At 62.6% G+C, this 20,435-nt stretch carries 18 protein-coding genes and 1 other RNA gene; 10 read left to right on the forward strand and 9 right to left on the reverse strand.

Features of this window, described 5'->3' with window-relative positions; genetic code table 11:
- Positions 1-3: 3 nt before the first annotated feature.
- The 5 genes from PHS32_RS06740 to oppF are packed head-to-tail and all read left to right on the forward strand — an operon-like array spanning position 4 to position 5,426.
- Positions 4-1,617: a peptide ABC transporter substrate-binding protein gene (locus PHS32_RS06740; RefSeq protein ID WP_301078151.1), complete on the forward strand. Its 1,614-nt coding sequence runs from the start codon at positions 4-6 to the stop codon at positions 1,615-1,617.
- Positions 1,618-1,627: 10 nt separating this feature from the next.
- Positions 1,628-2,548, forward strand: a complete 921-nt coding sequence (gene oppB, locus PHS32_RS06745; RefSeq protein WP_301078153.1) for an oligopeptide ABC transporter permease OppB — start codon at positions 1,628-1,630, stop codon at positions 2,546-2,548.
- A gap of 9 nt (positions 2,549-2,557) precedes the next feature.
- Positions 2,558-3,439 carry an ABC transporter permease subunit gene (locus tag PHS32_RS06750; protein WP_301078155.1) on the forward strand — a complete coding sequence of 294 codons (882 nt, stop codon included), beginning with the start codon at positions 2,558-2,560 and terminating at the stop codon, positions 3,437-3,439.
- Between the two features lie 5 nt (positions 3,440-3,444).
- Positions 3,445-4,443 carry an oligopeptide/dipeptide ABC transporter ATP-binding protein gene (locus tag PHS32_RS06755; protein WP_301078156.1) on the forward strand — a complete coding sequence of 333 codons (999 nt, stop codon included), beginning with the start codon at positions 3,445-3,447 and terminating at the stop codon, positions 4,441-4,443.
- Complete coding sequence (gene oppF / locus PHS32_RS06760) at positions 4,440-5,426, forward strand: murein tripeptide/oligopeptide ABC transporter ATP binding protein OppF (RefSeq protein WP_301078157.1); 987 nt, start codon at positions 4,440-4,442, stop codon at positions 5,424-5,426. The genes PHS32_RS06755 and oppF overlap by 4 nt, the downstream gene beginning before the upstream one ends.
- A 30-nt stretch (positions 5,427-5,456) precedes the next feature.
- On the opposite strand, the gene rnhA is transcribed toward oppF, so the two are convergent.
- A complete protein-coding gene (gene rnhA / locus PHS32_RS06765; RefSeq protein WP_301078158.1) occupies positions 5,457-5,906 on the reverse strand; it encodes a ribonuclease HI in 450 nt (149 codons plus the stop codon).
- Positions 5,903-6,691 (reverse strand): methyltransferase domain-containing protein, encoded by a 789-nt coding sequence (locus tag PHS32_RS06770; protein ID WP_301078159.1) that lies wholly within the window; start codon positions 6,689-6,691, stop codon positions 5,903-5,905. Before PHS32_RS06770 ends, rnhA begins: the two co-directional genes overlap by 4 nt.
- Here PHS32_RS06770 and gloB point away from each other — a divergent pair.
- Both gloB and PHS32_RS06780 read left to right on the forward strand, forming a co-directional pair.
- Positions 6,690-7,460, forward strand: coding sequence for a hydroxyacylglutathione hydrolase (gene gloB / locus PHS32_RS06775; RefSeq protein WP_301078160.1), 771 nt, complete (start codon positions 6,690-6,692; stop codon positions 7,458-7,460). The two genes, PHS32_RS06770 and gloB, sit on opposite strands and share 2 nt — an antisense overlap.
- Positions 7,457-8,851, forward strand: coding sequence for a transglycosylase SLT domain-containing protein (locus PHS32_RS06780; protein ID WP_301078162.1), 1,395 nt, complete (start codon positions 7,457-7,459; stop codon positions 8,849-8,851). Before gloB ends, PHS32_RS06780 begins: the two co-directional genes overlap by 4 nt.
- Before the next feature lie 21 nt (positions 8,852-8,872).
- Here PHS32_RS06780 and PHS32_RS06785 read toward each other — a convergent pair whose 3' ends face one another.
- The 4 genes from PHS32_RS06785 to dnaX all read right to left on the reverse strand — a co-directional run bounded on the left by PHS32_RS06785 (position 8,873) and on the right by dnaX (position 13,045).
- Complete coding sequence (locus PHS32_RS06785; protein ID WP_301078163.1) at positions 8,873-9,919, reverse strand: ABC transporter substrate-binding protein; 1,047 nt, start codon at positions 9,917-9,919, stop codon at positions 8,873-8,875.
- A 109-nt stretch (positions 9,920-10,028) separates the two neighbouring features.
- Positions 10,029-10,619, reverse strand: a complete 591-nt coding sequence (gene recR / locus PHS32_RS06790; protein WP_301078164.1) for a recombination mediator RecR — start codon at positions 10,617-10,619, stop codon at positions 10,029-10,031.
- Positions 10,620-10,758: 139 nt separating this feature from the next.
- Positions 10,759-11,091 (reverse strand): YbaB/EbfC family nucleoid-associated protein, encoded by a 333-nt coding sequence (locus PHS32_RS06795; protein ID WP_301078165.1) that lies wholly within the window; start codon positions 11,089-11,091, stop codon positions 10,759-10,761.
- Between the two features lie 106 nt (positions 11,092-11,197).
- Positions 11,198-13,045: a DNA polymerase III subunit gamma/tau gene (dnaX, locus tag PHS32_RS06800; protein WP_301078166.1), complete on the reverse strand. Its 1,848-nt coding sequence runs from the start codon at positions 13,043-13,045 to the stop codon at positions 11,198-11,200.
- A 687-nt stretch (positions 13,046-13,732) separates the two neighbouring features.
- On the opposite strand from dnaX, the gene ffs reads away from it, so the two are divergent.
- From ffs to PHS32_RS06815, 3 genes are all read left to right on the forward strand, one after another.
- Positions 13,733-13,829: signal recognition particle sRNA small type (ffs, locus tag PHS32_RS06805), an RNA gene on the forward strand.
- 197 nt (positions 13,830-14,026) lie between these two features.
- The gene (locus PHS32_RS06810; protein WP_301078167.1) at positions 14,027-14,218 is read left to right on the forward strand and encodes a hypothetical protein; all 192 of its coding nucleotides are present in this window, start codon (positions 14,027-14,029) and stop codon (positions 14,216-14,218) included.
- A 16-nt stretch (positions 14,219-14,234) separates the two neighbouring features.
- Complete coding sequence (locus PHS32_RS06815) at positions 14,235-14,438, forward strand: hypothetical protein (protein WP_301078168.1); 204 nt, start codon at positions 14,235-14,237, stop codon at positions 14,436-14,438.
- Position 14,439: 1 nt separating this feature from the next.
- Here PHS32_RS06815 and PHS32_RS06820 read toward each other — a convergent pair whose 3' ends face one another.
- The 3 genes from PHS32_RS06820 to PHS32_RS06830 form a co-directional block, all read right to left on the reverse strand.
- On the reverse strand, positions 14,440-16,116 hold the full coding sequence (locus PHS32_RS06820) for a formate--tetrahydrofolate ligase (RefSeq protein ID WP_301078169.1): 1,677 nt from the start codon (positions 16,114-16,116) through the stop codon (positions 14,440-14,442).
- A gap of 211 nt (positions 16,117-16,327) precedes the next feature.
- A complete protein-coding gene (locus PHS32_RS06825) occupies positions 16,328-17,857 on the reverse strand; it encodes a hypothetical protein (RefSeq protein ID WP_301078170.1) in 1,530 nt (509 codons plus the stop codon).
- Between the two features lie 227 nt (positions 17,858-18,084).
- Positions 18,085-20,262, reverse strand: a complete 2,178-nt coding sequence (locus tag PHS32_RS06830; protein ID WP_301078171.1) for an IPT/TIG domain-containing protein — start codon at positions 20,260-20,262, stop codon at positions 18,085-18,087.
- Positions 20,263-20,435: the final 173 nt, after the last annotated feature.

A 20,435-nucleotide genomic window follows, 5' to 3' on the forward strand; every position in this document is an offset into this window, starting at 1 on the left:
ACCATGAACCCAGTTTTGCAGCAATCCGTCGTTGCGCTGACGCTTGCCACCGCCTTGATCGTCACCAGCCAGGCGGCGACCATCCCCAAGGGTGTGCCATTGCACGCCACCCAGACTTTGATCCGCAACAACGGCTCCGAGCCCGAATCGCTGGACCCGGCGATCGCCGAGTCGGTCGGTGCCAACAACCTGACGCGCGATCTGTTCGAAGGCCTGACGGCCAATGACGAAGCCGGCAAAACCGTGCCCGGCGTGGCCGAGAGCTGGAAGCAGACCGACAACACCACCTGGGTCTTCAAGCTACGCAAGAACGCCAAATGGTCCAATGGCGACCCGGTCACGGCAGACGATTTCGTGTTCGGCATCCGTCGCTTTGTCGACCCCAAGACGGCGTCCACCTACGCCGCCACCTTCGGTCATTTCCTGCTCAACGGTGCCGAGATTGTCAAGGGCAGCAAGCCGCCGACCGACATCGGCGTGAAAGCCATCGACAAGAATACGCTGGAAGTCAAGACCGCCTTCCCGGTCACCTTTCTGCCAGAGTTGATGAGCAACAACAACCTGGGTCCGGTGCACAAAGCCTCGATCGAAAAATATGGCAAGGACTGGACCAAGCCCGGCAAGCTGGTGAGCAACGGCGCCTACGTGCTCAAGGATTGGCAGGTCAACAACCGTGTGGTGATCGAGAAAAACCCGCAGTACTGGGATGCCACCAACGTGCAACTGACCCGGGTCACCTACCTCCCGATCGAGGATGGCAATGCCGACGTCAAGCTGTACGAGTCGGGTGAGAACGAGTGGGTCTACCAATTGCCCCCTGGCACCTATGAGAAGTACAAGGTCCAGTACCCCAAGGAAATTCGCAATGCACCCATGATTGGTTTGCGTTATTACTCCTACCAGACCCAGGATCCGGCGTTCAAGGATGTGCGCGTGCGCAAGGCCTTGTCGATGGTGATTGACCGCGACATCCTGTCGCAGCGCGTGACGGCCGATGGTCAAGCCCCGGCCTACAGCGTGATGGTCAAGGGCACCCGCGGCGCCGACGTGACGCCTTATGAATGGGCCAGCTGGCCGATGGCCAAACGTGTCGCGGAGGCCAAGAGCCTGCTGCAGCAAGCCGGCGTCAAGCCGGGATCGAAGTTTGTGTTCTCCTACAACACCAGCGAATACCACAAGAAAATGGCGGTCTTTGCGGCCTCGGAATGGAAATCCAAGCTGGGTCTGGATATCGAGACCGAAAGCATGGAGTTCAAGGTGCTGCTGAAAAAGCGCCATGACGGCACCTTCCAGATGGCGCGCAACGGCTGGCTGGCCGACTACAACGATGCCAGTACCTTCCTGGCCCTGATCGAATGCGATTCGGACCAGAACAACAACTTCAACTGCAACCGCCAGGCGCAGCAGTTGATCAGCCAGGGCTCGCAAAGCACGGACCCGGCCAAGCGCCAGGCACTGCTGACGCAGGCCTCCAAAATGATCATGGAAGACTACCCCATCATTCCGCTGCTGCAATACTCGCTACCGCGCCTGGTCAAAGCCTATGTCGGCGGCTATTCTCTCGAAAACGCGCAAGACCGCTTCCGCTCCAAAGACCTGTACATCATCAAGCACTGAGTCCTGAGCGATGTGGTCTTACACCCTGCGCCGGGTTCTGGCGGCGATTCCGACCATGTTGGTGGTCATTACCGTTTGCTATCTTCTGCTGCATGCCACACCGGGTGGACCGTTTGACAGCGAACGCAAGGTATCGGCCGCCGTGCTGGCCAACCTGCAGGCCAAATACCACCTGGACCTGCCCATGTGGCAGCAATACCTGCTGTACCTGAAGAGCTTGCTGCATGGCGATCTGGGCGCCTCGTTTCGCTACGCCGACTGGTCCGTCAACGATCTGGTGGCCAGCGCGCTGCCGGTGTCGGCGACCATCGGCGGCGGCTCCCTGCTGCTGTCGGTGTTCATCGGCGTGGCCCTGGGCATTGTCGCGGCCTTGCGGCAGAACAGCGTGGCGGACCATCTGGTGATGCTGATCGGCAACGTCGGCAGCGCGGTGCCCAGCTTTGTGCTGGGGCCGGTGCTGATCATCGTGTTTGCAATTTTGTTCAAATGGTTGCCGGCCGGCGGCTGGAATGATTTCGAGCCGCGCTACATGGTGCTGCCGATGGCGCTGCTGACCTTCATCAATGTCTCGACCATCGGGCGTGTCATGCGCGGCAGCCTGATCGAGGTGATGCACAGCAACTTCATCCGCACCGCGCGCGCCAAGGGCTTGCCGACGCGGGTCGTGGTGCTGCGCCACGCCCTCAAACCGGCGCTGCTGCCGGTGGTGTCCTTGCTGGGGCCACTGGCCATCTCTTCCATTACCTCCGCCCTGGTCACAGAAACCGTATTCTCCCTGCCCGGCCTGGGCAAGCTGATCGTCAATGGCGCCGGCAACCGGGACTACACCCTGGTGCTGGGCCTGGTGGTGCTGATCACGGTGCTGACCGTCGCCCTGAATCTGCTGGTCGATCTGGCCTACGCCTGGCTGGACCCGAAGATTCGCTATTGAACGCCGCCGATGCTCAAGCCCGAAGAAATCGAACAATTGGTGGCCGGCCGCAGCCTGTGGAGCGATGCGCGCCGACGCTTTCTGCGCAACCGGGCCGCCGTCGTCAGCCTGTGCCTGCTGACGCTGATTGCGCTGGCCTGCGTGGTCGGTCCCTGGCTCTTGCCGCACGCCTTCGACAGCGCCGATTGGGACGCCATGAGCCTGGGGCCGACGCTGAAAAACTCCCATTTCTGGGGCACCGATGAAGCCGGGCGCGACCTGCTGGTGCGTTGCCTGATTGGCGGGCGCATCTCGCTCACGGTCGGACTGCTGGCCACACTGGCGTCGGTGTCGCTGGGCATTGTGTGGGGCGCCACGGCCGGCTTTCTGGGTGGCAAGGTCGACGCCTTGATGATGCGCATCGTCGACATGATGTACGCCATCCCCTATCTGCTGATCGCCATCCTGCTGGTGACCATCCTGGGGCGCGAGTTCTATCTGGTGGTGCTGACCATCACGGTGTTTTCCTGGATGGACATGGCGCGCGTGGTGCGCGGCCAGACGCTGTCGCTGCGCTCCATGGAATACGTGGAAGCGGCGCGCGCCATGGGGGTCTCGACCCGGCGCATCATCTTTGCCCACATCGTGCCCAACCTGCTGGGCGTCGTCGTCATCTACACCACGGTGACGGTGCCCGGCGTCATCCTGACCGAATCGGTGCTGTCGTTCCTGGGGCTTGGCATCCAGGAGCCCATGACCAGTTGGGGCGTATTGATCGAGGACGGAGCCAAGGTGATGGAAGTCTCGCCCTGGATTTTGCTGTTCCCGGCCGGCCTGCTGTCGACCACCTTGTACTGTTTCAACTTCATTGGCGACGGCATGCGTGATGCGCTCGATCCGAAAGAACGGTAACCGACATGCCTCTGATAGAAGTCAACAACCTGAACGTCCAATTTGAAACACCCGATGGCCAGGTGACCGCTGTCAACGGCATCAGCTTTGCACTGGACAAGGGGCAAACCCTGGGCATCGTCGGCGAAAGCGGTTCCGGCAAAAGCCAGGCCGTGCTGGCCATGATGGGCTTGCTGGCGATCAACGGTCGCGCCAGCGGCCAGGCCTTGTTCGACGGGCAGGACTTGCTGAGCCTGCCGGCCAACGCCTTGAACAAAATCCGGGGCAACCGGGTGGCGATGATTTTTCAGGACCCGATGACATCGCTCAACCCCTACCTGACGGTGGAGCGCCAGATGACCGAGGTGCTGGAGTTCCACAAGGGCATGACGCGCAGCCAGGCGCGAGCGCGCTCGGTGCAGGCGCTGGACGCGGTCAAGATACCCGAGGCGGCGCGGCGCATCGGCATGTACCCGCATGAGTTCTCCGGCGGCATGCGCCAGCGCGTGATGATCGCCATGGCCTTGCTGTGCGAGCCGGACGTGCTGATTGCCGATGAGCCGACCACCGCGCTGGATGTCACGGTGCAAGCGCAGATCATCGCCTTGCTGCGCGATCTGCAACGCGACCATGGCACCGCCATCGTCATGATCACGCACGACCTGGGCGTCGTCGCCGGTCTGTGTGACCAGGTGATGGTGCTTTACGGCGGGCGGGTCATGGAGCAAGGCAGTGCCGAGTCCATTTTTTACCAGCCGACCCATCCTTACACGGTGGGCCTGCTGGGTGCGATACCGCGCTTGGAACAGGGCGGCGGCGCTCTGGTGGCAATACCCGGTGCGCCGCCCAACATGGCGCGCCTGCCCAGCGGCTGCCCGTTCTGTGAGCGTTGCACGCTGTCGGAGGCGCGTTGCCTGAACACCCGGCCGGCTTTGTCGCCCGTCAGCGACCGACCGGATGTTCTGCGAGCCTGCCACAAAAGTGTGGCCGAAGTCACGCAGCACGCCAGGGAGTTGAGCCTGTGAACACGTCAGCTGCCCTGTTGTCGGTGCGTGCTCTGCAAGTGCATTTCGAATTGGCGGCCGATTCACCCTGGCCCTGGGCCGCGCCGCGCCTGCTGAAAGCGGTGGACGGCGTGTCGTTCGATATTTTTCCGGGCCAAACCCTGGGCATCGTCGGCGAGTCGGGTTGCGGCAAATCGACCCTGGCGCGCGCCATGCTGAACTTGATTCCGGCCACCGCCGGCTCCATTGTCTGGCAGGGGCAGGAGATGCGCGGCGCCAGCACGGAGGTCTGGCACACGCTGCGAAAAAGCGTGCAAATGATTTTTCAGGACCCGCTGGCATCGCTGAACCCGCGCATGACGGTGGGCCAAATCATTGCCGAACCCTTGCGTACCCATTTCCCCCGCATGGCCAACGAGGAGGTCATGCAAAAAGTGCGCGCCATGATGGCCAAAGTAGGCTTGACCGAGCAGCAGATCAACCGCTACCCGCACGAATTTTCCGGTGGTCAATGCCAGCGCATCGGCATTGCCAGGGCTTTGGTGCTGGAGCCCAAGCTGGTGATTTGCGATGAACCGGTGTCGGCACTGGATGTCTCGATCCAGGCCCAGATCATCAACCTGCTGATGGAACTGCAAGCGCAGATGGGTCTGGCGCTGGTCTTCATTGCGCACGATCTGGCGGTGGTGCGCCACATCAGCCAGCGCGTCATGGTGATGTACCTGGGCCACACCATGGAACTCGCCGGCAAGCAGGCCATTTACCAGCGCCCCAGTCACCCCTACACCCAGGCCTTGCTCAGCGCCATTCCGCTGCCGGACCCGAAACTGGAACGGCACAAGACGCTGCAATTGCTGCAAGGCGACCTGCCGTCACCCATCAACCCGCCGTCGGGCTGCATCTTCCGCACCCGCTGTCCCAAGGCGATCGCCAATTGCGCCGTGCAAATACCGGTGCTGCGGGCTCTGAACGCCGACACCGAGGTGGCCTGCGACCTGGTCTGAGGTCAGCGACGGACAGCGCCCCGCCTGGCGCTATTTTTTTCGCAAAGCCTGCTCAACACCCCGGTTCGCCAGCACATCGGCACGCTCGTTGCCGGGATCGCCGTCGTGACCGCGGACCCAGCGCCAGTCGATCTTGTGCCCCGCCGTGTTGACCAAGGCGTCCAGGCGCTGCCACAGATCGACATTTTTCACCGGTTGCTTGGCGGCGGTCTTCCAGCCCCTGGCCTTCCAGCCGGCCAGCCACTCGGTCATGCCCTTGAGCACATACTGGCTGTCCACATGCAAGGTCACGTGGCAGGGCCGTTTCAGGGCCGACAAGGCTTCGATCACGGCCATCATCTCCATCCGGTTGTTGGTGGTGCCCAACTCCCCGCCAAACAACTCTTTTTGTGCCTCCCTGGACTTCAGCAGCACACCCCAGCCACCGGGCCCCGGGTTGCCCTTGCAGGCACCATCGGTGTAAATTTCTATCGCGTTCAATCGGAAATCCTCTTTATCAATTCATTGCGGCCCGAGGCCTCTTTCAAGCTGCTGCTGTTGGCGACCGAAACCGGCGCCGAAGCCAGCGTTCTGGACGCTTTCCAGGCCGGGCCTAGCAGCGTCATGCCGCGCACGCGCTTGACCGCCACCAGGAAATACACGGCCCCCAATATCGGCCACCAGCGATCCCCGGCCCAGTCCATCCAGTCAAAATGGTGCAGCCATTTTTCGTTCGACAAGGCTGGTTTATAACAGCCAAAACGCCCCTGTTCGACCTCAAAACCCAGCAGACGAAGCCAGTCGCGCAAGCGCCAGTAGCCGATGAACTCCTCTTGCGGCAAAAATGATTTGCCGAAACCCAGCCGCCGGTACAGGTGAGCGCGCCGCTGCCGGAAAGCCCACAACGAAACCGGGTTCAAACCACAGATCACGACCCGTCCTTCGGGCACCAGAACGCGCTCCACCTCGCGCAGCGTGGTATGCGGGTCGCTGGACAGTTCCAGCGAATGAGGTAACAGCACCAGATCCAGACTGCCGGCCGGAAACGGCAGTGCCGAAAAATCGGTCACGATATGGGCCCCCGGCGCCGGCAGCGGAGTCGCCAGCCAGCGGTGCGGCATGCGGTTGGCCGCCAACCCGTCAAGCTCCGGCAAACCCAGTTGCAAGGCATGAAAACCAAAAATATTGGCCACCGCCAGGTCCAGTTGGGCACGCTCCCAGGCCAGCAGATAGCGTCCGGGCGGCGTCGCAAACCAGTCATGCAAACCTATAATTTGATCGTTCATGAAGTTAATTCCACTACCCGCCTTCACCGACAACTACATCTGGCTGTTGCACGACGGCCAGCAAGCCTTGGTGGTCGATCCCGGTGATGCGCAAACCGTGCTTGCCGCGCTACAGCGTTGCAAGGTGCAACTCGGGACCATTCTAGTCACGCACCATCACCCGGACCACACCGGCGGCGTCGCTGCCCTGCGCCAAGCCACCGGAGCCCAGGTCTTTGGCCCGGCGCGCGAAGTCATGCCGGAGCCGCTGACCCGGGTTGGCGAGGCTGATCGCCTGCGGTTTCTCGGCCTGGACTTCAAGGTCATGGAGGTTCCGGGCCACACCGCCGGCCATATCGCCTATTACTGCGCGGAGATGGACGGCGCACCACTGCTTTTTTGTGGCGACACGCTCTTCAGCGGCGGCTGCGGCCGCCTGTTCGAGGGCAGCCCGGCCCAGATGCTGGCATCGCTAGACCGGCTGTCCGCCCTGCCCGACAGCACCCGTGTATGCTGCGCCCATGAATACACCATGAGCAACCTGAAATTTGCCGCCGCGATCGAACCCGACAATTTGTTGCTGGCCCGCTATACCGCCAGCGCCCGGCAGTTGCGTTCAGAGCAGCAGCCCACCCTGCCCTCCACCCTTTTGCTGGAACGCCAGATCAACCCTTTTTTGCGTACCCGCCAAGCTGCCGTGATCCAGGCAGCGCAGGGTTTTGACGCAACAGCCAACGATGAGGTCGGCATCTTTGCCGCGCTTCGTCAATGGAAAAACCAATTCCAATGAAAATTTTCACCCTTGTCTGCCTCGGCAGCCTGATCTGGCTGACCGGCTGTGCCAGCACCGGCCTGAACAATGCGTCGGACCCGAACGCAGGCAGCGCTGCACCAACCGTCAGCAGTGCCGGCAGCGACCCGCTGGCCGCGGCTCGCCCATCGCTCCATCCCGGCGGCGAACTGCTGCCGATCACGGCAACGCCGGCCACCTCGCAGGTGGTGGCACAGCTGTTGCCACCGGCCGATTTGTGGGAGCGCATCCGGCGCGGCTACGGCATGCCGGATCTGGAAAACAACCTGGTGCATGACCGCGAGTTGTGGTACAGCAGCCGACCCGACTACATCCTGCGCATGACCGAGCGTTCGCGCAAATACCTGTTCCACATTGTCGAGGAACTGGAGCGGCGCAACATGCCCAGCGAACTGGCCTTGCTGCCTTTTATCGAGAGCGCCTTCAATCCGCAAGCGGTCTCCAGCGCCAAGGCAGCCGGCATGTGGCAATTCATGCCAGCCACCGGCAAAACCTTTGAACTGAAACAAAACGCTTTTCGCGATGACCGACGTGACGTGCTGGCCTCGACCCGCGCGGCACTCGACTACCTGCAAAAACTCTACACCATGTTTGGCGACTGGCAGTTGGCGCTGGCCGCCTACAACTGGGGTGAAGGCAGCGTCAGCCGCGCCATCGCCAAAAACCAGCGCGCCGGCCTCGGCACCGCCTACACCGACCTCAACATGCCGATGGAAACCCGTTTTTACGTGCCCAAGCTGCAGGCCATGAAAAACATTGTGAGCCACCCGCAAGCCTTCAATTCAAGCCTGCCGCATATTGAGAACCACCCGTTCTTCCAGACCGTCGACATCAAGCGCGATATCGACGTCGCCCTGGCCGCCAAACTGGCCGAGGTTTCACTGGAAGACTTCAAGGCCTTGAACCCCTCCGCCAGCCGTCCGGTCATCCTGGCCGCGGGCACGCCGCAAATCCTGCTGCCATGGGACAACGCGGTCATTTTTCAAAGCAACCTGGAGGCCTACGGCGGCGGTCGCCTGGCCAGTTGGACGGTCTGGCTGGCGCCCAGCACCATGAAACCGGCCGACGCCGCCAAACGGGTAGGCATGACCGAGCAGGCGCTGCGCAGCGTCAACAACATCCCGCCCCGGGTTGTCATCAAGGCCGGCTCCAGCCTGCTGGTGCCGCGTTCCACCCATCTTGAAACCGATGTCGCCGTGCACCTGGCCGACAACGGCCAACTGTCACTGGCGGCGCTGGCGCCGGTCAAGCGGGCAAGCCGCAAGGCCGGCAAGCCGGTGCTGCATGGCAAGGCGAAGAGCCAGGGCAAACCGGGCACCCAGCTGGCGCGAAACAAGCCGGCCAAAGCGACCCATATTGCCAAACGCTAGCGCGCCCCAATGGGCCGGGCGTCAGGCCAGGAAACGTATTTTTGCCTTCTTCGCAAACTCGTTGCTGTAGGTTCTGGAGAGTTCGATCTTATCGGCCCGGATACTTGGATCGAAGCCGGCAAGCGCCTTCAAGGCAGTGCGCGGACCATCATCGGGGATCATGCCGTCCGGAGAGATGGACTCGCGCACCTTGTTGAACGCCGCCAGGTACAGCGCCCGGTCGCCCATCAGATAGGTTTCCGGAACGGTTCTGATGATGTCGCCGGGGCCGGCGGTCTGCAGCCACTTCAGGCTGTGCACCATGGCGTTGGTCAAGGCTTGCACGGTGTTGGGATTTTTCTTTACAAAGTCGACCGCGCCGTACAGGCAGGCGCCCGGCATCGCGCCACCAAACACCTCCAGCGTCCCTTTCAGCGTGCGGGTATCGGCAACGATGCGCAGCTCGCCTCTTTGCTCCAGCATGGTCATCACCGGATCGGCATTGCAGACGGCGTCAATCTGACCAGAACGCAGGGCCGTCAAGGTCCCGGCAACCGTGCCAAAGCCTATGAAGCTCACATCGTCCGCCTTCAGGCCGGCACGCGACAGGATCAAATTGGCCACCATATGGCCAACCGAGCCGGTGGCCGAAATGCCGATCTTCTTGCCCCTCAGATCAGCGGTCGAGCGGTAACGGGGTAGCGCCTTGACAGCAATCCCCAGGGCGATCGCTGGCGCCCGCCCCTGCAGCACGATGGACTGGAATTTCTGCCCCTTGGACTGCAGCCGGATGGTGTGCTCATAGCTGCCGGAAAACAAATCCGCCGCAGCACCGGCCGCCGCTGGCGCCATGCGCGAAGCGATCGGAAACTCAGCGATTTCGACCTCCAGACCTTCCGTCTTGAAATAGCCCAGCTGCTCGGCAATGGTCAGCGGCAAATTGCAAAAGTCCCCTTTCGCCCCGACGCTGATGGCAATTCTGGTTTTCTCCAGGCGCGGTTGCGCCCGCAGCGCCGGCACCGCCGCGGCGCCAGCCAGCAATGCCAGCGCAGACGAAAACGTACGCCGCTTCAGCCCTCTATTGGCCATTTACATCCCTTGTCGAAAATTTCATTGAATCGGCATGGAGCATAGCCAGCTACGCCCGATCCCGCATCGGGAACATCCCGTGAGTGTTTCTACCTAGCCGGGATCGACGCTAGCGCCGATCCACCAGGGCATGCGCGATAGTGCCCAAATCAACGTACTCCAGCTCGCTGCCAACCGGCACGCCACGCGCCAGACGGGTCAGGCGCAGCCCGCGCGTCTTCAGGCCTTCACTGATCACATGGGCCGTGGCCTCGCCTTCGGCCGTGAAGTTGGTGGCCAGAATCACTTCCTGCACCAGGCCGTCGCTGGCCCGCTCGAACAGCCCTCGCAGACCGATCTCCTTGGGGCCGATACCGTCGAGCGGACTGAGTTTACCCATCAACACGAAGTACAGGCCGCGGTACGCCCCGGTGCGCTCCACGGCGGACTGATCGGCCGGCGTCTCCACCACGCACAGCTTGCTGGCGTCGCGCTGCGGGTCCAGGCAGGTGCCGCAAATGTCGGCCTGCGTGAAGGTATGGCAACGCTGGCAGTGGCGCACGCTGTCGGCCGCAACTTGCAGCGCCTGCGCCAGCGCCTGCGCGCCGGCCCGGTCATGTTGCAGCAAGTGAAACGCCATCCGCGAAGCCGACTTCACGCCCACCCCCGGCAAGCGGCGCAGCGCCTGGATCAAGACGTCAAGTGAGTTGGCATTGGACATGTTTACCAACCGTACTACAGGGCGTCGCGAGCGGCTGTCAAGCTAGGCGGACGGAGCACAGCAACCGGAACGTACTCCCTGTACGTGAGGATTGCGAGCACCGCCCAACGACGCTTCACAGGCGCGCAGTAGCCCATCATCAGAAGGGAAATTTCATTCCACCCGGCAAACCCGGCATGCCAGCCGTGATCTTGCCCATTTTCTCGGCCGAAGTCTCCTCCGCCTTGCGCACGGCGGCGTTGAAAGCGGCGGCCACCAGGTCTTCCAGCATGTCTTTGTCCTCGGCCAGCAAGCTGGGGTCTATGCTGACGCGTTTCACGTCATGTTTGCAGGTCATGGTGACCTTGACCAGGCCGGCGCCGGACTCGCCGCTGACTTCGACCTGACCCAGCTCATCCTGCGCTTTTTTCATGTTGTCCTGCATGGCCTGGGCCTGCTTCATGAGACCCGCAAGTTGTCCTTTATTGAACATCGATATTCCTTGGTTTAGGTTGGAAAGAAATTCTTGTCATGGCTGAATTCGTCATTGCAAGCGTGGCGCGGCAATTCAGGCTAGTTGGCCATGTCAAGGTGAAAAATCAGCCGGGCTTGATGCTGCCGGGCACGATTTTCGCCCCAAAATCGCGCATCATCCCCTGCACAAACGAATTGTCAAAAACGATTTTCTCAGCCGCCAGTTGGCGCTCTGCGGCCAACGCCATGTTGCGCCGCGCCGGACTGTCGGTGACACGCCCCACTTCCACCACCAGACGCACGGCGTGACCTTCCGCCTGCAAGGCGCTCACCAGGCGGTCGCGGCTGCCGGGCTGGTTGAGCGACTCGCGCTCCACCCGGAGCAGCCACTGATCGGTATCGCGTGCCACCAACTGCGATTGCAGTGCCAGCTCGCGCACCAGGGCGGTAATGGCTTCGCTGGCGATCAATTGCTGCACCGTGGCGTGCCAGAAATCGCCCTCCTCGGTCGGTTGCAGTTGGGCCGTGCCGGACTGGCTGGCCACCGTCTCGGTACGCGAATCGGCCTGCACCCGCAGCGGAATGGCCAGCACCGCTTCCTGCGCCCGGTCGTTGATCGCCAACGGCTTGTTTTGTTCGCTCACCAAAGGCTGGCCGGCGGCGACCAACGGGCTGACCACGTGCAACTGCTGGCCCAGCGGTGTCGGCGCCGCTGGCAAGGGTGTTGGCGTTGGTGTTGGTCGAACGGGAGCCGGCGTCGGAGCCGGAACGGGCGCGGGCCGCGCTGTCCTCGTCTCAGCTACCCGTGGCGCCTCGGGCAATGGATTTTTCAGAGTTTTTTTTTCAGCCCCGGGCGGCTCGCCGGCGCCTGGCTTGAAGGCCAGCAAACGCAGCAATACCATGGTCAGCGCCGCATACTCGTCCGGCGCCAGACCCAGCTCGGCGCGCCCGTGCAGGCAGATGCTGTAGAGCAACTGCGTCTCATCGGCCGGCATCAGCGCCGCCAGGCGCAGCAGGTCGGCCTCTTCCGGGTCGCTTTCATCGGCCTGCGCGGCCATGCCAGGAACCGCCTGCAGCACCGCCATGCGCTGCAACTGGGCGCCCATTTCCTCCAAAGTGGAGGCAGCACTCAGGCCGTTCAGGCGCAGCGCCTCGGAGGTCTCGACCACCGTTTTTCCGTCACCCCGGGCCAGGGCTTCGAGCAAGCGCAGCACATACGAGCGGTCCACACTGCCCAGCATCTGGCGCACCGTGGCCTCGCTCAACTCTCCGGCGCCGAAAGCGATCGCCTGATCGGTCAAGCTCAAGGCATCGCGCATGGAGCCGCGCGCGGCGCGGGCCAGCAGTCGCAACGACGCCACATCGGCCGACACGTTCTCCTGCTGCAAGACCTTTTGCAGATGCTCGCGAATGGTCTCGGGCGCCATCGGCCGCAGATTGAACTGCAGACAGCGCGACAGCACCGTGACCGGCACTTTTTGCGGATCGGTGGTGGCCAGCACAAATTTCAAATACGCGGGCGGTTCCTCCAGCGTCTTCAGCATGGCGTTGAAGGCGTGGCCGGTGAGCATGTGCACCTCGTCGATCATGAAGACCTTGAAGCGTCCCTGCACCGGCTTGTAGACCGCCTGCTCCAGCAGCGCCTGCACCTCGTCGACACCCCGATTGGAGGCGGCATCGAGCTCCGTGTAGTCGACAAAGCGACCGGCATCGATGTCGCTACAAGCCTGGCAGACGCCGCACGGCGTGGCCGTGATGGAACCCTGCCCGTCCGGCCCCTGGCAATTGAGCGACTTGGCCAGAATGCGCGACACCGTGGTCTTGCCGACGCCACGGGTGCCGGTGAACAGATAGGCGTGGTGCAGCCGCTGTGTGCCCAGTGCGTTGGAGAGCGCCCGCACCACATGCTCCTGCCCCACCATTTCGGTGAAATTGCGGGGGCGGTACTTGCGGGCGAGCACGAGATAGGACATGGCTGCGATTCTACGGGGTGCAGCACTCGCGCCAGCGACGGGACTGGAGTGCATTGCGCCGCTCGTGTCCTCCGCCCTGCGGGCTCCCCCTTTACCTCGCTTTGCAATACACCCCAGCCCCGTCGCTGGACGGGCTTGTGTTTCGCCACTTGCGCGCACACGCCACTCCCAGATCAGCTTGGCTGGGTGTTCTGCGCAGGTAAAGGAGGAGCCCGCAGGGCGGGGGACACGGAGCAGAGCGCCCTGCCAAGCTGATCCGCACAGCCTGCGGCGGGACTGGTGTTTCGCCACTTGCGCGCACACACCACTCCCAGATCAGCTTGGCTGGGTGATCTGCGCAGGTAAAGGAGGAGCCCACAGGGCGGGGGACACGGAGCAGAGCGCCCTGCCAAACTGATCCGCATAGCCTGCGGCGGGACTGGGGTGCATTGCGCCGCTCGTGTCCTCCGCCCTGCGGGCTCCCCCTTTACCTCGCTTTGCAATACACCCCAGCCCCGTCGCTGGACGGGCTTGTGTTTCGTCGCTTGCGCGCACATGCCACTCCCAGATCAGCTTGGCTGGGTGTTCTGCGCAGGTAAAGGAGGAGCCCGCAGGGCGGAGGACACGGAGCAGAGCGCCCTGCCAAGCTGATCCGCACAGCCTGCGGCGGGAGACAAGGCAGGTCAACTCTCGCCTACAATGGAGGCTGACGGGCCTTCCCGCATGGTGAAGCGGCCAACCGGGTCAGGTGGGGAACCAAGCAGCCCTAACTGTGGAGCCAGTGCCGGGGTCAAGGCTCGTCAACCTCATTCAAAGCCGCTGTTCCAGTCCCTCCAAGGTCACTCCGGGGAACCGCCAGCCGCCTTTGGCGACAACCGTCTGTCACGCCAGCCTGCCGCTTCCTCGCGGCGTGGCGCATTCTGTCGCATGGCGCGTGCAATCCGAAAACGGAACCCCTACATTCTCTTCAACCGGCCACCGTGGCCTGAATTTGGAGGGATTATGAATTTCACGACCAACCGCACGACCCGCCTGGCTGGACTCATGTTCGCCGTGTTGATGACGCTGGCCATCAATGCCGGCTTGCTCTGGCAGTTCGACAGCGTGGCTCAGAAGGGAACGTTGGCGCAGGGCAGTCAGGGCCCAACCCTGGTAACGCTGGAACGGGTTGACATCGTTGCACCCCGTTCCTGATTTTTGCTAAAGCACCGTGAAAACACTTCTGCCGCTGCTGGGCTGGCTGATCCTGTTGGCCTTGTGCTGGCCCCTGGCCTTGTTGGCCTTGCTGCTATGGCCTTTCGTCTGGCTGCTCTCAATTCCGCTGAAACTGCTTGGGATCAGTGTTGACGCCGTGCTGGCATTAGTCAAGGCCCTGCTGTTCCTGCCGGCCAGACTGCTGGGCTATCGGGCATAGCCTAGAACAAGCCTGAAATTTTCCCATCGTCGTCGATGTCGATGCGCGCCGAGGCTGGCTCCTTGGGCAGACCTGGCATGGTCATGATGTCGCCGCAAATCATCACCACAAATTCGGCCCCGGCGGCCAGCCGGACTTCGCGGATGTTGACCATGTGACCGACAGGTGCGCCGCGCAGTTTGGCATCGGTCGAGAACGAGTACTGCGTTTTTGCCACGCACACCGGGTAGTGACCAAATCCGTCTTGCTGGAGTTTGGCAATCTTGGCCCGCACCGCGGTGTCCGCCGAAATATCGGCCGCGCCGTAAATCCGGGTGGCGATGCTTTTCATCTTGTCCCACAAGCTGTCTTCGTCCTGATAGACGTAACGCATATTGGCGGTGCCGGACTCGGCCAGCTTGACCACCGCGTGCGCCAGTTCCACAGTGCCGGCGGAACCCTCGGCCCAGTGCCGGGCCACCACCACCGGCACCCCCTGGCGGTCCATATGCCGGCGCAGCAAAGCCAACTCCGGCTCGGTATCGGCGGTGAAGTGATTCAGCGCCACGACACACGGCAGTCCATAGCGGTGGCGTATGTTTTCCACGTGCCGCTCCAGATTCGGCAACCCTTTTTCCAGCGCCACCAGGTTCGCCATGCCGAGGTCTTTCACATCCACGCCGCCATGGTATTTGAGCGCACGCAAGGTGGCGACGATGACCGCCACGTCGGGTCGCAGGCCCGACTTGCGGCATTTGATGTCGATGAATTTCTCGGCCCCCAGATCGGCGCCAAAACCGGCCTCGGTCACCACATAGTCACCCAGCTTGAGCGCCGCCTGGGTGGCGGTGACGGTGTTGCAGCCATGGGCAATATTGGCGAACGGTCCGCCGTGGATGATGGCCGGATTGTTCTCCAGGGTTTGCACCAGGTTCGGCTTGATCGCATCCTTCAGCAAGGCGGCCATGGCGCCTTGCGCCTGCAGGTCGCTGGCCCGGATCGGGGTCAGGTCGCGGGTGTAGCCGACGATGATCTTGCCCAGGCGTTCCTTCAGGTCCCGGCGCGAGGTGGCGAGGCAAAAAATAGCCATCACCTCGGACGCCACCACGATGTCGAAGCCGTCTTCGCGCGGAAAGCCGTTGCTGGCGCCGCCCAGCGAAATCACGGTGGAGCGCAAGGCCCGGTCATTCATGTCCATGACCCGGCGCCAGACGATGCGGCGCAAATCGAAGCGCAGTGCATTGCCGTGGTGAATGTGGTTGTCGATCAGCGCGGCCAGCAGATTGTGGGCCAGCGCAATGGCGTTGAAGTCGCCGGTGAAATGCAGGTTGATGTCTTCCATCGGCACCACCTGGGCATAACCGCCGCCGGCGGCGCCGCCTTTCATGCCGAACACCGGTCCCAGCGAAGGTTCGCGCAGCGCAATGACGGTGCGTTTGCCGATCCGGTTCAAGGCATCGCCCAGGCCCACCACGGTGGTGGTCTTGCCCTCGCCCGCCGGTGTCGGGCTGATCGCCGTCACCAGCACCAGCTTGCCATTGGGGCCGGTCTGCTGGTTCAGCCAGGCGAGGTCGATCTTGGCCTTGTAGTGGCCATAAGGCTCCAGCGCCTGCGCCGGAATGCCCAAACGCTCATGCGCCATTTGCATGACGGGTTTGAGCGTTGCCGCCTGGGCAATTTCAATGTCTGATGGGTGCACGGTGGGGTCTCCCTGGATTCATGACTGGCCGTCAAGTTGCTGCCGGACGATTTTGACAGACGGCGCCTTCAATCCCACCACGCCTGGCGCCGGCGGCTAAGCGAATTGACGCAGCTTCTTGATGCAACGCAAAGAGTGACGGCCTGCTGCAATCAGTCAGGCCGTCCGATTCGGCGCCGGCACCCGAAGGGCGGGCATCCCACAAGCTATCTCAACGCGCAGTCAGGGTATAGCTTGTCAGCTCGGTGGCCGCACTACCGCCACCTGCCACGGCCGTGGTCATGTAAGACTTCGGTGCGTTGGGCAACTGGTTGGTCAACCAGAGCGTGAGGTTGAAGGGATAGGCCATGCTGCTTGAAAGCAAATCAAACATGCTGGCGAACAAGGGGTTGCTGCCATTATTGCCTTCAAGTTTGACATTTTTCACCGTCACGCTCACCTGCAACTTGCAGACATTGGCAAACGTACCCGCCGCAATCGTCAACGACTCGTTGGGTTTGCGCTCCAGCGAATAGGTGTAGTCCATGGTCAATGCGGTGCCGCCGCCGATGGTGGCAAAGGCGTTGCTGATGCCTGGGCCGCTCAGCCGCGCCTTGACGGCGATGCTGGTCACCTGACCGACATTGAGCACGGTTTGGGCCAGCCGGTACTCGTAATCCGGCGGATCGTAAGTTGTCACGATGTTGTCGGTGCTGCTCCCATCGACCGAGCCCAGATAGGTTCCGGTGGTCGGATTCAAATAGATGACCCCTCCGGTTGAACTGGCGCCGCCGGGCATCGTCGTTGTCACCGTGGAGGCCACAGCCGACTGCCCTTGGTAGGTACCACTTCCATAGTCATAACGCATGGTGTAGTCGCTCACGGCGGGCAGCATATTGCCCTTGTAGGTCAGCGAATCCCCCGCTTTGGGGACCATGGGCGTGCACTCAAAACCACTGGGTGCCGGCGTTGGCGTTGGCGTTGGCGTTGGCGTTGGTGTCGGTGTCGGTGTCGGTGTCGGTGTCGGTGTCGGTGTCGGTGTCGGTGTTGGCGTTGGCGTTGGCGTTGGCGTTGGCGTTGGCGTGGGTGTGGGTGTGGGTGTGGGTGTGGGTGTGGGCGTTGGAGAGGGCGCCAGTGCCGATTGCAGTGCCGTGCCGCTGATCGCGGCAGCACGCAAATCAGGCAGTGCCTTGCCGGCGGTTTTGGCCATGGCCATCAGTTGGTCCAGCACCTTGTCATCGGCACCTCCCACCGCAAACGTACCCGTCATGATGTCGACGGCAAGGGTGCTGCCGGTCAACGTACTGACCTGGTTTTTAATGGCGGTCTTGGCACTTTCCAGGGCCGGTGTAATCAGACTCGCGCTAGCGCTGCCAAAGCTGGCATAGGTCTTGGCGGGGTCTTTACCCAGGACTTTGGCGAGCACCAGTTCGGACAGCGGTGTCAAGTTGACGCGCCCGGCGTCTGTGGCATAGCCATGCAGGGTGACCACGGGGGAGCCGCCGACCACCTCCAGCATGCAGGGTGCCACCTGGCCACCCGACAGGCTGAGTGAGAACGAGCCATCGGCCGCGGTGGTGCCGGTAATGGGCGCGCCACTGACGCACTTGGCGGTCACGCTGGCATTGCCCAGTCCGGCACCGGTGGCGGCGACACCGTTCAGGTTCAAGGGCTCGGGGCCACCGCCAAAGCAGGCGACCAGGGTCGAAACGGCGGCGCCGACGCCGACGATCCGAAAGAGACGTTTACTGTTGTGTTTCATGACTTTGTTCTCCAGGAAATATGAAGTGAATGGATATGGGTGTGACAGCGTGATGAGAAAATCCGGATCGCAGGGGGCACTCGATGAGTGCTGCTCTCTTTGGGTTACGCCCAATTCGGTCGCCAGAAGGCTCATCCGGCCGATCTCTTTTTTTAACGCGCCGGACGGCACGGGGCACAAAAAGACGACCTGCCGCCGGAGTTAGCCCCGCCGGGGCGGGGGCTTGGCTACTTGCACAGGAAAAAGTTGCTCCACATCCCATTGGCAACGCTTCCCACCACGGCCTCGGCACCGAACTGGGTTGCATCGAACAAGGCAAGATTGGGATGGACTTCAATCTTGCCGCCCTGCCCGTTGGTCATGGTGTATTCAACGACCACGCCCGTACCGGTGAGGGTGATGGTGTCGTCGGAGGTGCCGCGGAAGTTGAAGCTGACCCCGGCAGGGTAGTAGTTGGCGCCCTTGATTTGAACCGACACGATCGGAATGTAGGGCTCGGGGATGCCGACCACACAACTGTCGTTGACGGCAACTCCGGACATACCTTGATTGCTGTTGACCTTGGCCGTTCCAGGGGCATAGCTGCTAGGCCCGGAGACCACACTGCCACCCGTTTGATGCGGCAGGCCACCCACATACATGTTGGCAGTCAGGTTGCTGGCAAAACTGGCCATGGCTTGTTGGGTGCAGTGGGTATACATCCCTACATCGGTTGTCACAGTCTTGTTGGCGCAGGCGGTGTTCAGCAAGGCCAGAAAAGCGGCGTTGTCAGCGGGCAGCACGGCGCTGTAGAGCCCGCTGCCGATGGCCGAGCCGGCACTGCCGGAAGCTGCATTGGTGCTGGCCGTCACTTCAGCCGAGGCAGCGCTCTCGCCGCTGGCGTTCAGGGCCGTCACTTTGTAGTAGTAATGTGTTGCGGCGGTCAAACCGGTATCGCTGAAAGGGCTGGCACTGAGCGGTGTGGCGGTCAGCTTATTGCCCACAAGCGCCTGCACGCCGGCCGATGTGGAGCGATAGACGTTGTAGCCGGTGGCTCCCGTCACCGCCGTCCAACTCAGGCTGATCTGGCTGCCGCTGCTGGCCACGGCTGCGACACCCAGCGGAGCGCCGGGCGCGGCGGTCACCGCAAACGTGCCAACGCTGATCGAACCAGAGCCATCGCCATTGGCCACCGTGATCGCGGAGTTGCCTGCGGCGAGTCCTGCCGGCACCACGGCCAGAATCGTCTGACCGTTGCTGAGCGTCGAGGTCGCGGTGCTGCTGCCGAACTTCACCAGGGGCGCCGGCGTGAAGCTGCCCAGGTTGATGCCGCTGATGGTCACACTGGTGCCGGGCGCTCCGCTGACGGGCAGGAAGCCGATGACGGTGGGCGTCGGCGCCACGGCATTGGTGCTGGCGCTGACCTCGGCCGAGCCGAGGCTCTCGCCGGCCGTGTTGACGGCCGTGACCCGGTAGTAATAAGCCGTCGCCGGCATCAGGCCTGAATCCGAAAATGGTCCGGACGTGGTGAGCGCGCTGCCGGAACTGATCTTGTTGGCGGCGACGATTTGCACCGAGGGTGAGGTCGATCGGTAGATGTTGTAGCTGATCGCGCCGCTTACATTGACCCAATTCAGGTTGAGCTGCGTGGTACCGCTGGCGGCCACTATCAGGCCGGCCGGCGCCGCCGGAATGGTCATGGCCGGTGTGCCGCTCGCGGTCTCCGTGTAGGCCTTCGTCAGGGCAGTAGTCAAGGCGGAACCGGGCGCTGTGAAGGCCGCGGCGGCGGCGCTGTTCAATAGCGTCGAATAGGGGATGCCAGTGGCTTTCATCGCCGCTTGCAAGGCGGCCAGCATGTCGTCGCTGACGTTGCCCGGTGCCGGCGTGAAACGGGTCGTGATCGGGTTGACGCTGGCCAGCGGCGGCAGTCCGGTCATGGCGCCGCGCAGCTTGGCCAGCGCGCTATCGACCTGGGCTTGGCCAATGCTTGTCAGCGCCGTCGGGTTTGTCGTCAGGCCACTGAACCAGGTAGCCGGTGTCGCGCTGCCCACCAGGTTGGCCAGCAGGAGGTCTGTCAGCGACGTGACATTGACGGTACCCAGTGCCAGCGCGATGGAGTGATAAGCGGTGGTGTTGGCAACGCCATTGACGCTACCACCGCTGACCTGCACCGCGCAAGGCAGGCCCTGTCCGGCCAGCGTCACCTGCCAGGCACCCACACCGCTGGTGGTGGTACCGGGTAGTGCGCTGCCCCCAGCGCAAACCACCTTGACCGTGCCGCCGGCAATCGGGTTGCCGACCGCCGCCGTGCCAGCCAAAGTTCCGTTCACCGGGTCGACCACGCTGCTGCCGCCACCGCAAGCTGTCAGGGCCAGCAAGGCAGACGTTGTTATGAGTCTGAAAATATTGAATTTTGAAAAAAGCATGATGAAACTTCTGTTGGCAAAGGTAATTCGCCGCCGATGCGCCCGACCGGCCAGTGGCCTCGGACTGAGCTCGGCCTGCGACGAAATCAGACCGCTCCATGGCTTACGGCGTTTTTTCAGACCAAAAGGCTCATGCCCCTGGCAGACAGGGAAAATTCAGTGTCTTGGAAGGG

Source organism: Rhodoferax sp. (assembly GCF_028714215.1).
Classification (GTDB): domain Bacteria; phylum Pseudomonadota; class Gammaproteobacteria; order Burkholderiales; family Burkholderiaceae_C; genus Rhodoferax.

Coding starts and splice junctions, on each gene's coding strand:
- PHS32_RS06740 (WP_301078151.1), top strand. CDS start 4: ATGAACCCAGTTTTGCAGCAATCCGTCGTTGCGCTGACGCTTGCCACC.
- oppB (WP_301078153.1), top strand. CDS start 1,628: ATGTGGTCTTACACCCTGCGCCGGGTTCTGGCGGCGATTCCGACCATG.
- PHS32_RS06750 (WP_301078155.1), top strand. CDS start 2,558: ATGCTCAAGCCCGAAGAAATCGAACAATTGGTGGCCGGCCGCAGCCTG.
- PHS32_RS06755 (WP_301078156.1), top strand. CDS start 3,445: ATGCCTCTGATAGAAGTCAACAACCTGAACGTCCAATTTGAAACACCC.
- gloB (WP_301078160.1), top strand. CDS start 6,690: ATGAAGTTAATTCCACTACCCGCCTTCACCGACAACTACATCTGGCTG.
- PHS32_RS06770 (WP_301078159.1), bottom strand. CDS start 6,691: ATGAACGATCAAATTATAGGTTTGCATGACTGGTTTGCGACGCCGCCC.
- PHS32_RS06780 (WP_301078162.1), top strand. CDS start 7,457: ATGAAAATTTTCACCCTTGTCTGCCTCGGCAGCCTGATCTGGCTGACC.
- PHS32_RS06785 (WP_301078163.1), bottom strand. CDS start 9,919: ATGGCCAATAGAGGGCTGAAGCGGCGTACGTTTTCGTCTGCGCTGGCA.
- recR (WP_301078164.1), bottom strand. CDS start 10,619: ATGTCCAATGCCAACTCACTTGACGTCTTGATCCAGGCGCTGCGCCGC.
- PHS32_RS06795 (WP_301078165.1), bottom strand. CDS start 11,091: ATGTTCAATAAAGGACAACTTGCGGGTCTCATGAAGCAGGCCCAGGCC.
- dnaX (WP_301078166.1), bottom strand. CDS start 13,045: ATGTCCTATCTCGTGCTCGCCCGCAAGTACCGCCCCCGCAATTTCACC.
- PHS32_RS06810 (WP_301078167.1), top strand. CDS start 14,027: ATGAATTTCACGACCAACCGCACGACCCGCCTGGCTGGACTCATGTTC.
- PHS32_RS06825 (WP_301078170.1), bottom strand. CDS start 17,857: ATGAAACACAACAGTAAACGTCTCTTTCGGATCGTCGGCGTCGGCGCC.
- PHS32_RS06830 (WP_301078171.1), bottom strand. CDS start 20,262: ATGCTTTTTTCAAAATTCAATATTTTCAGACTCATAACAACGTCTGCC.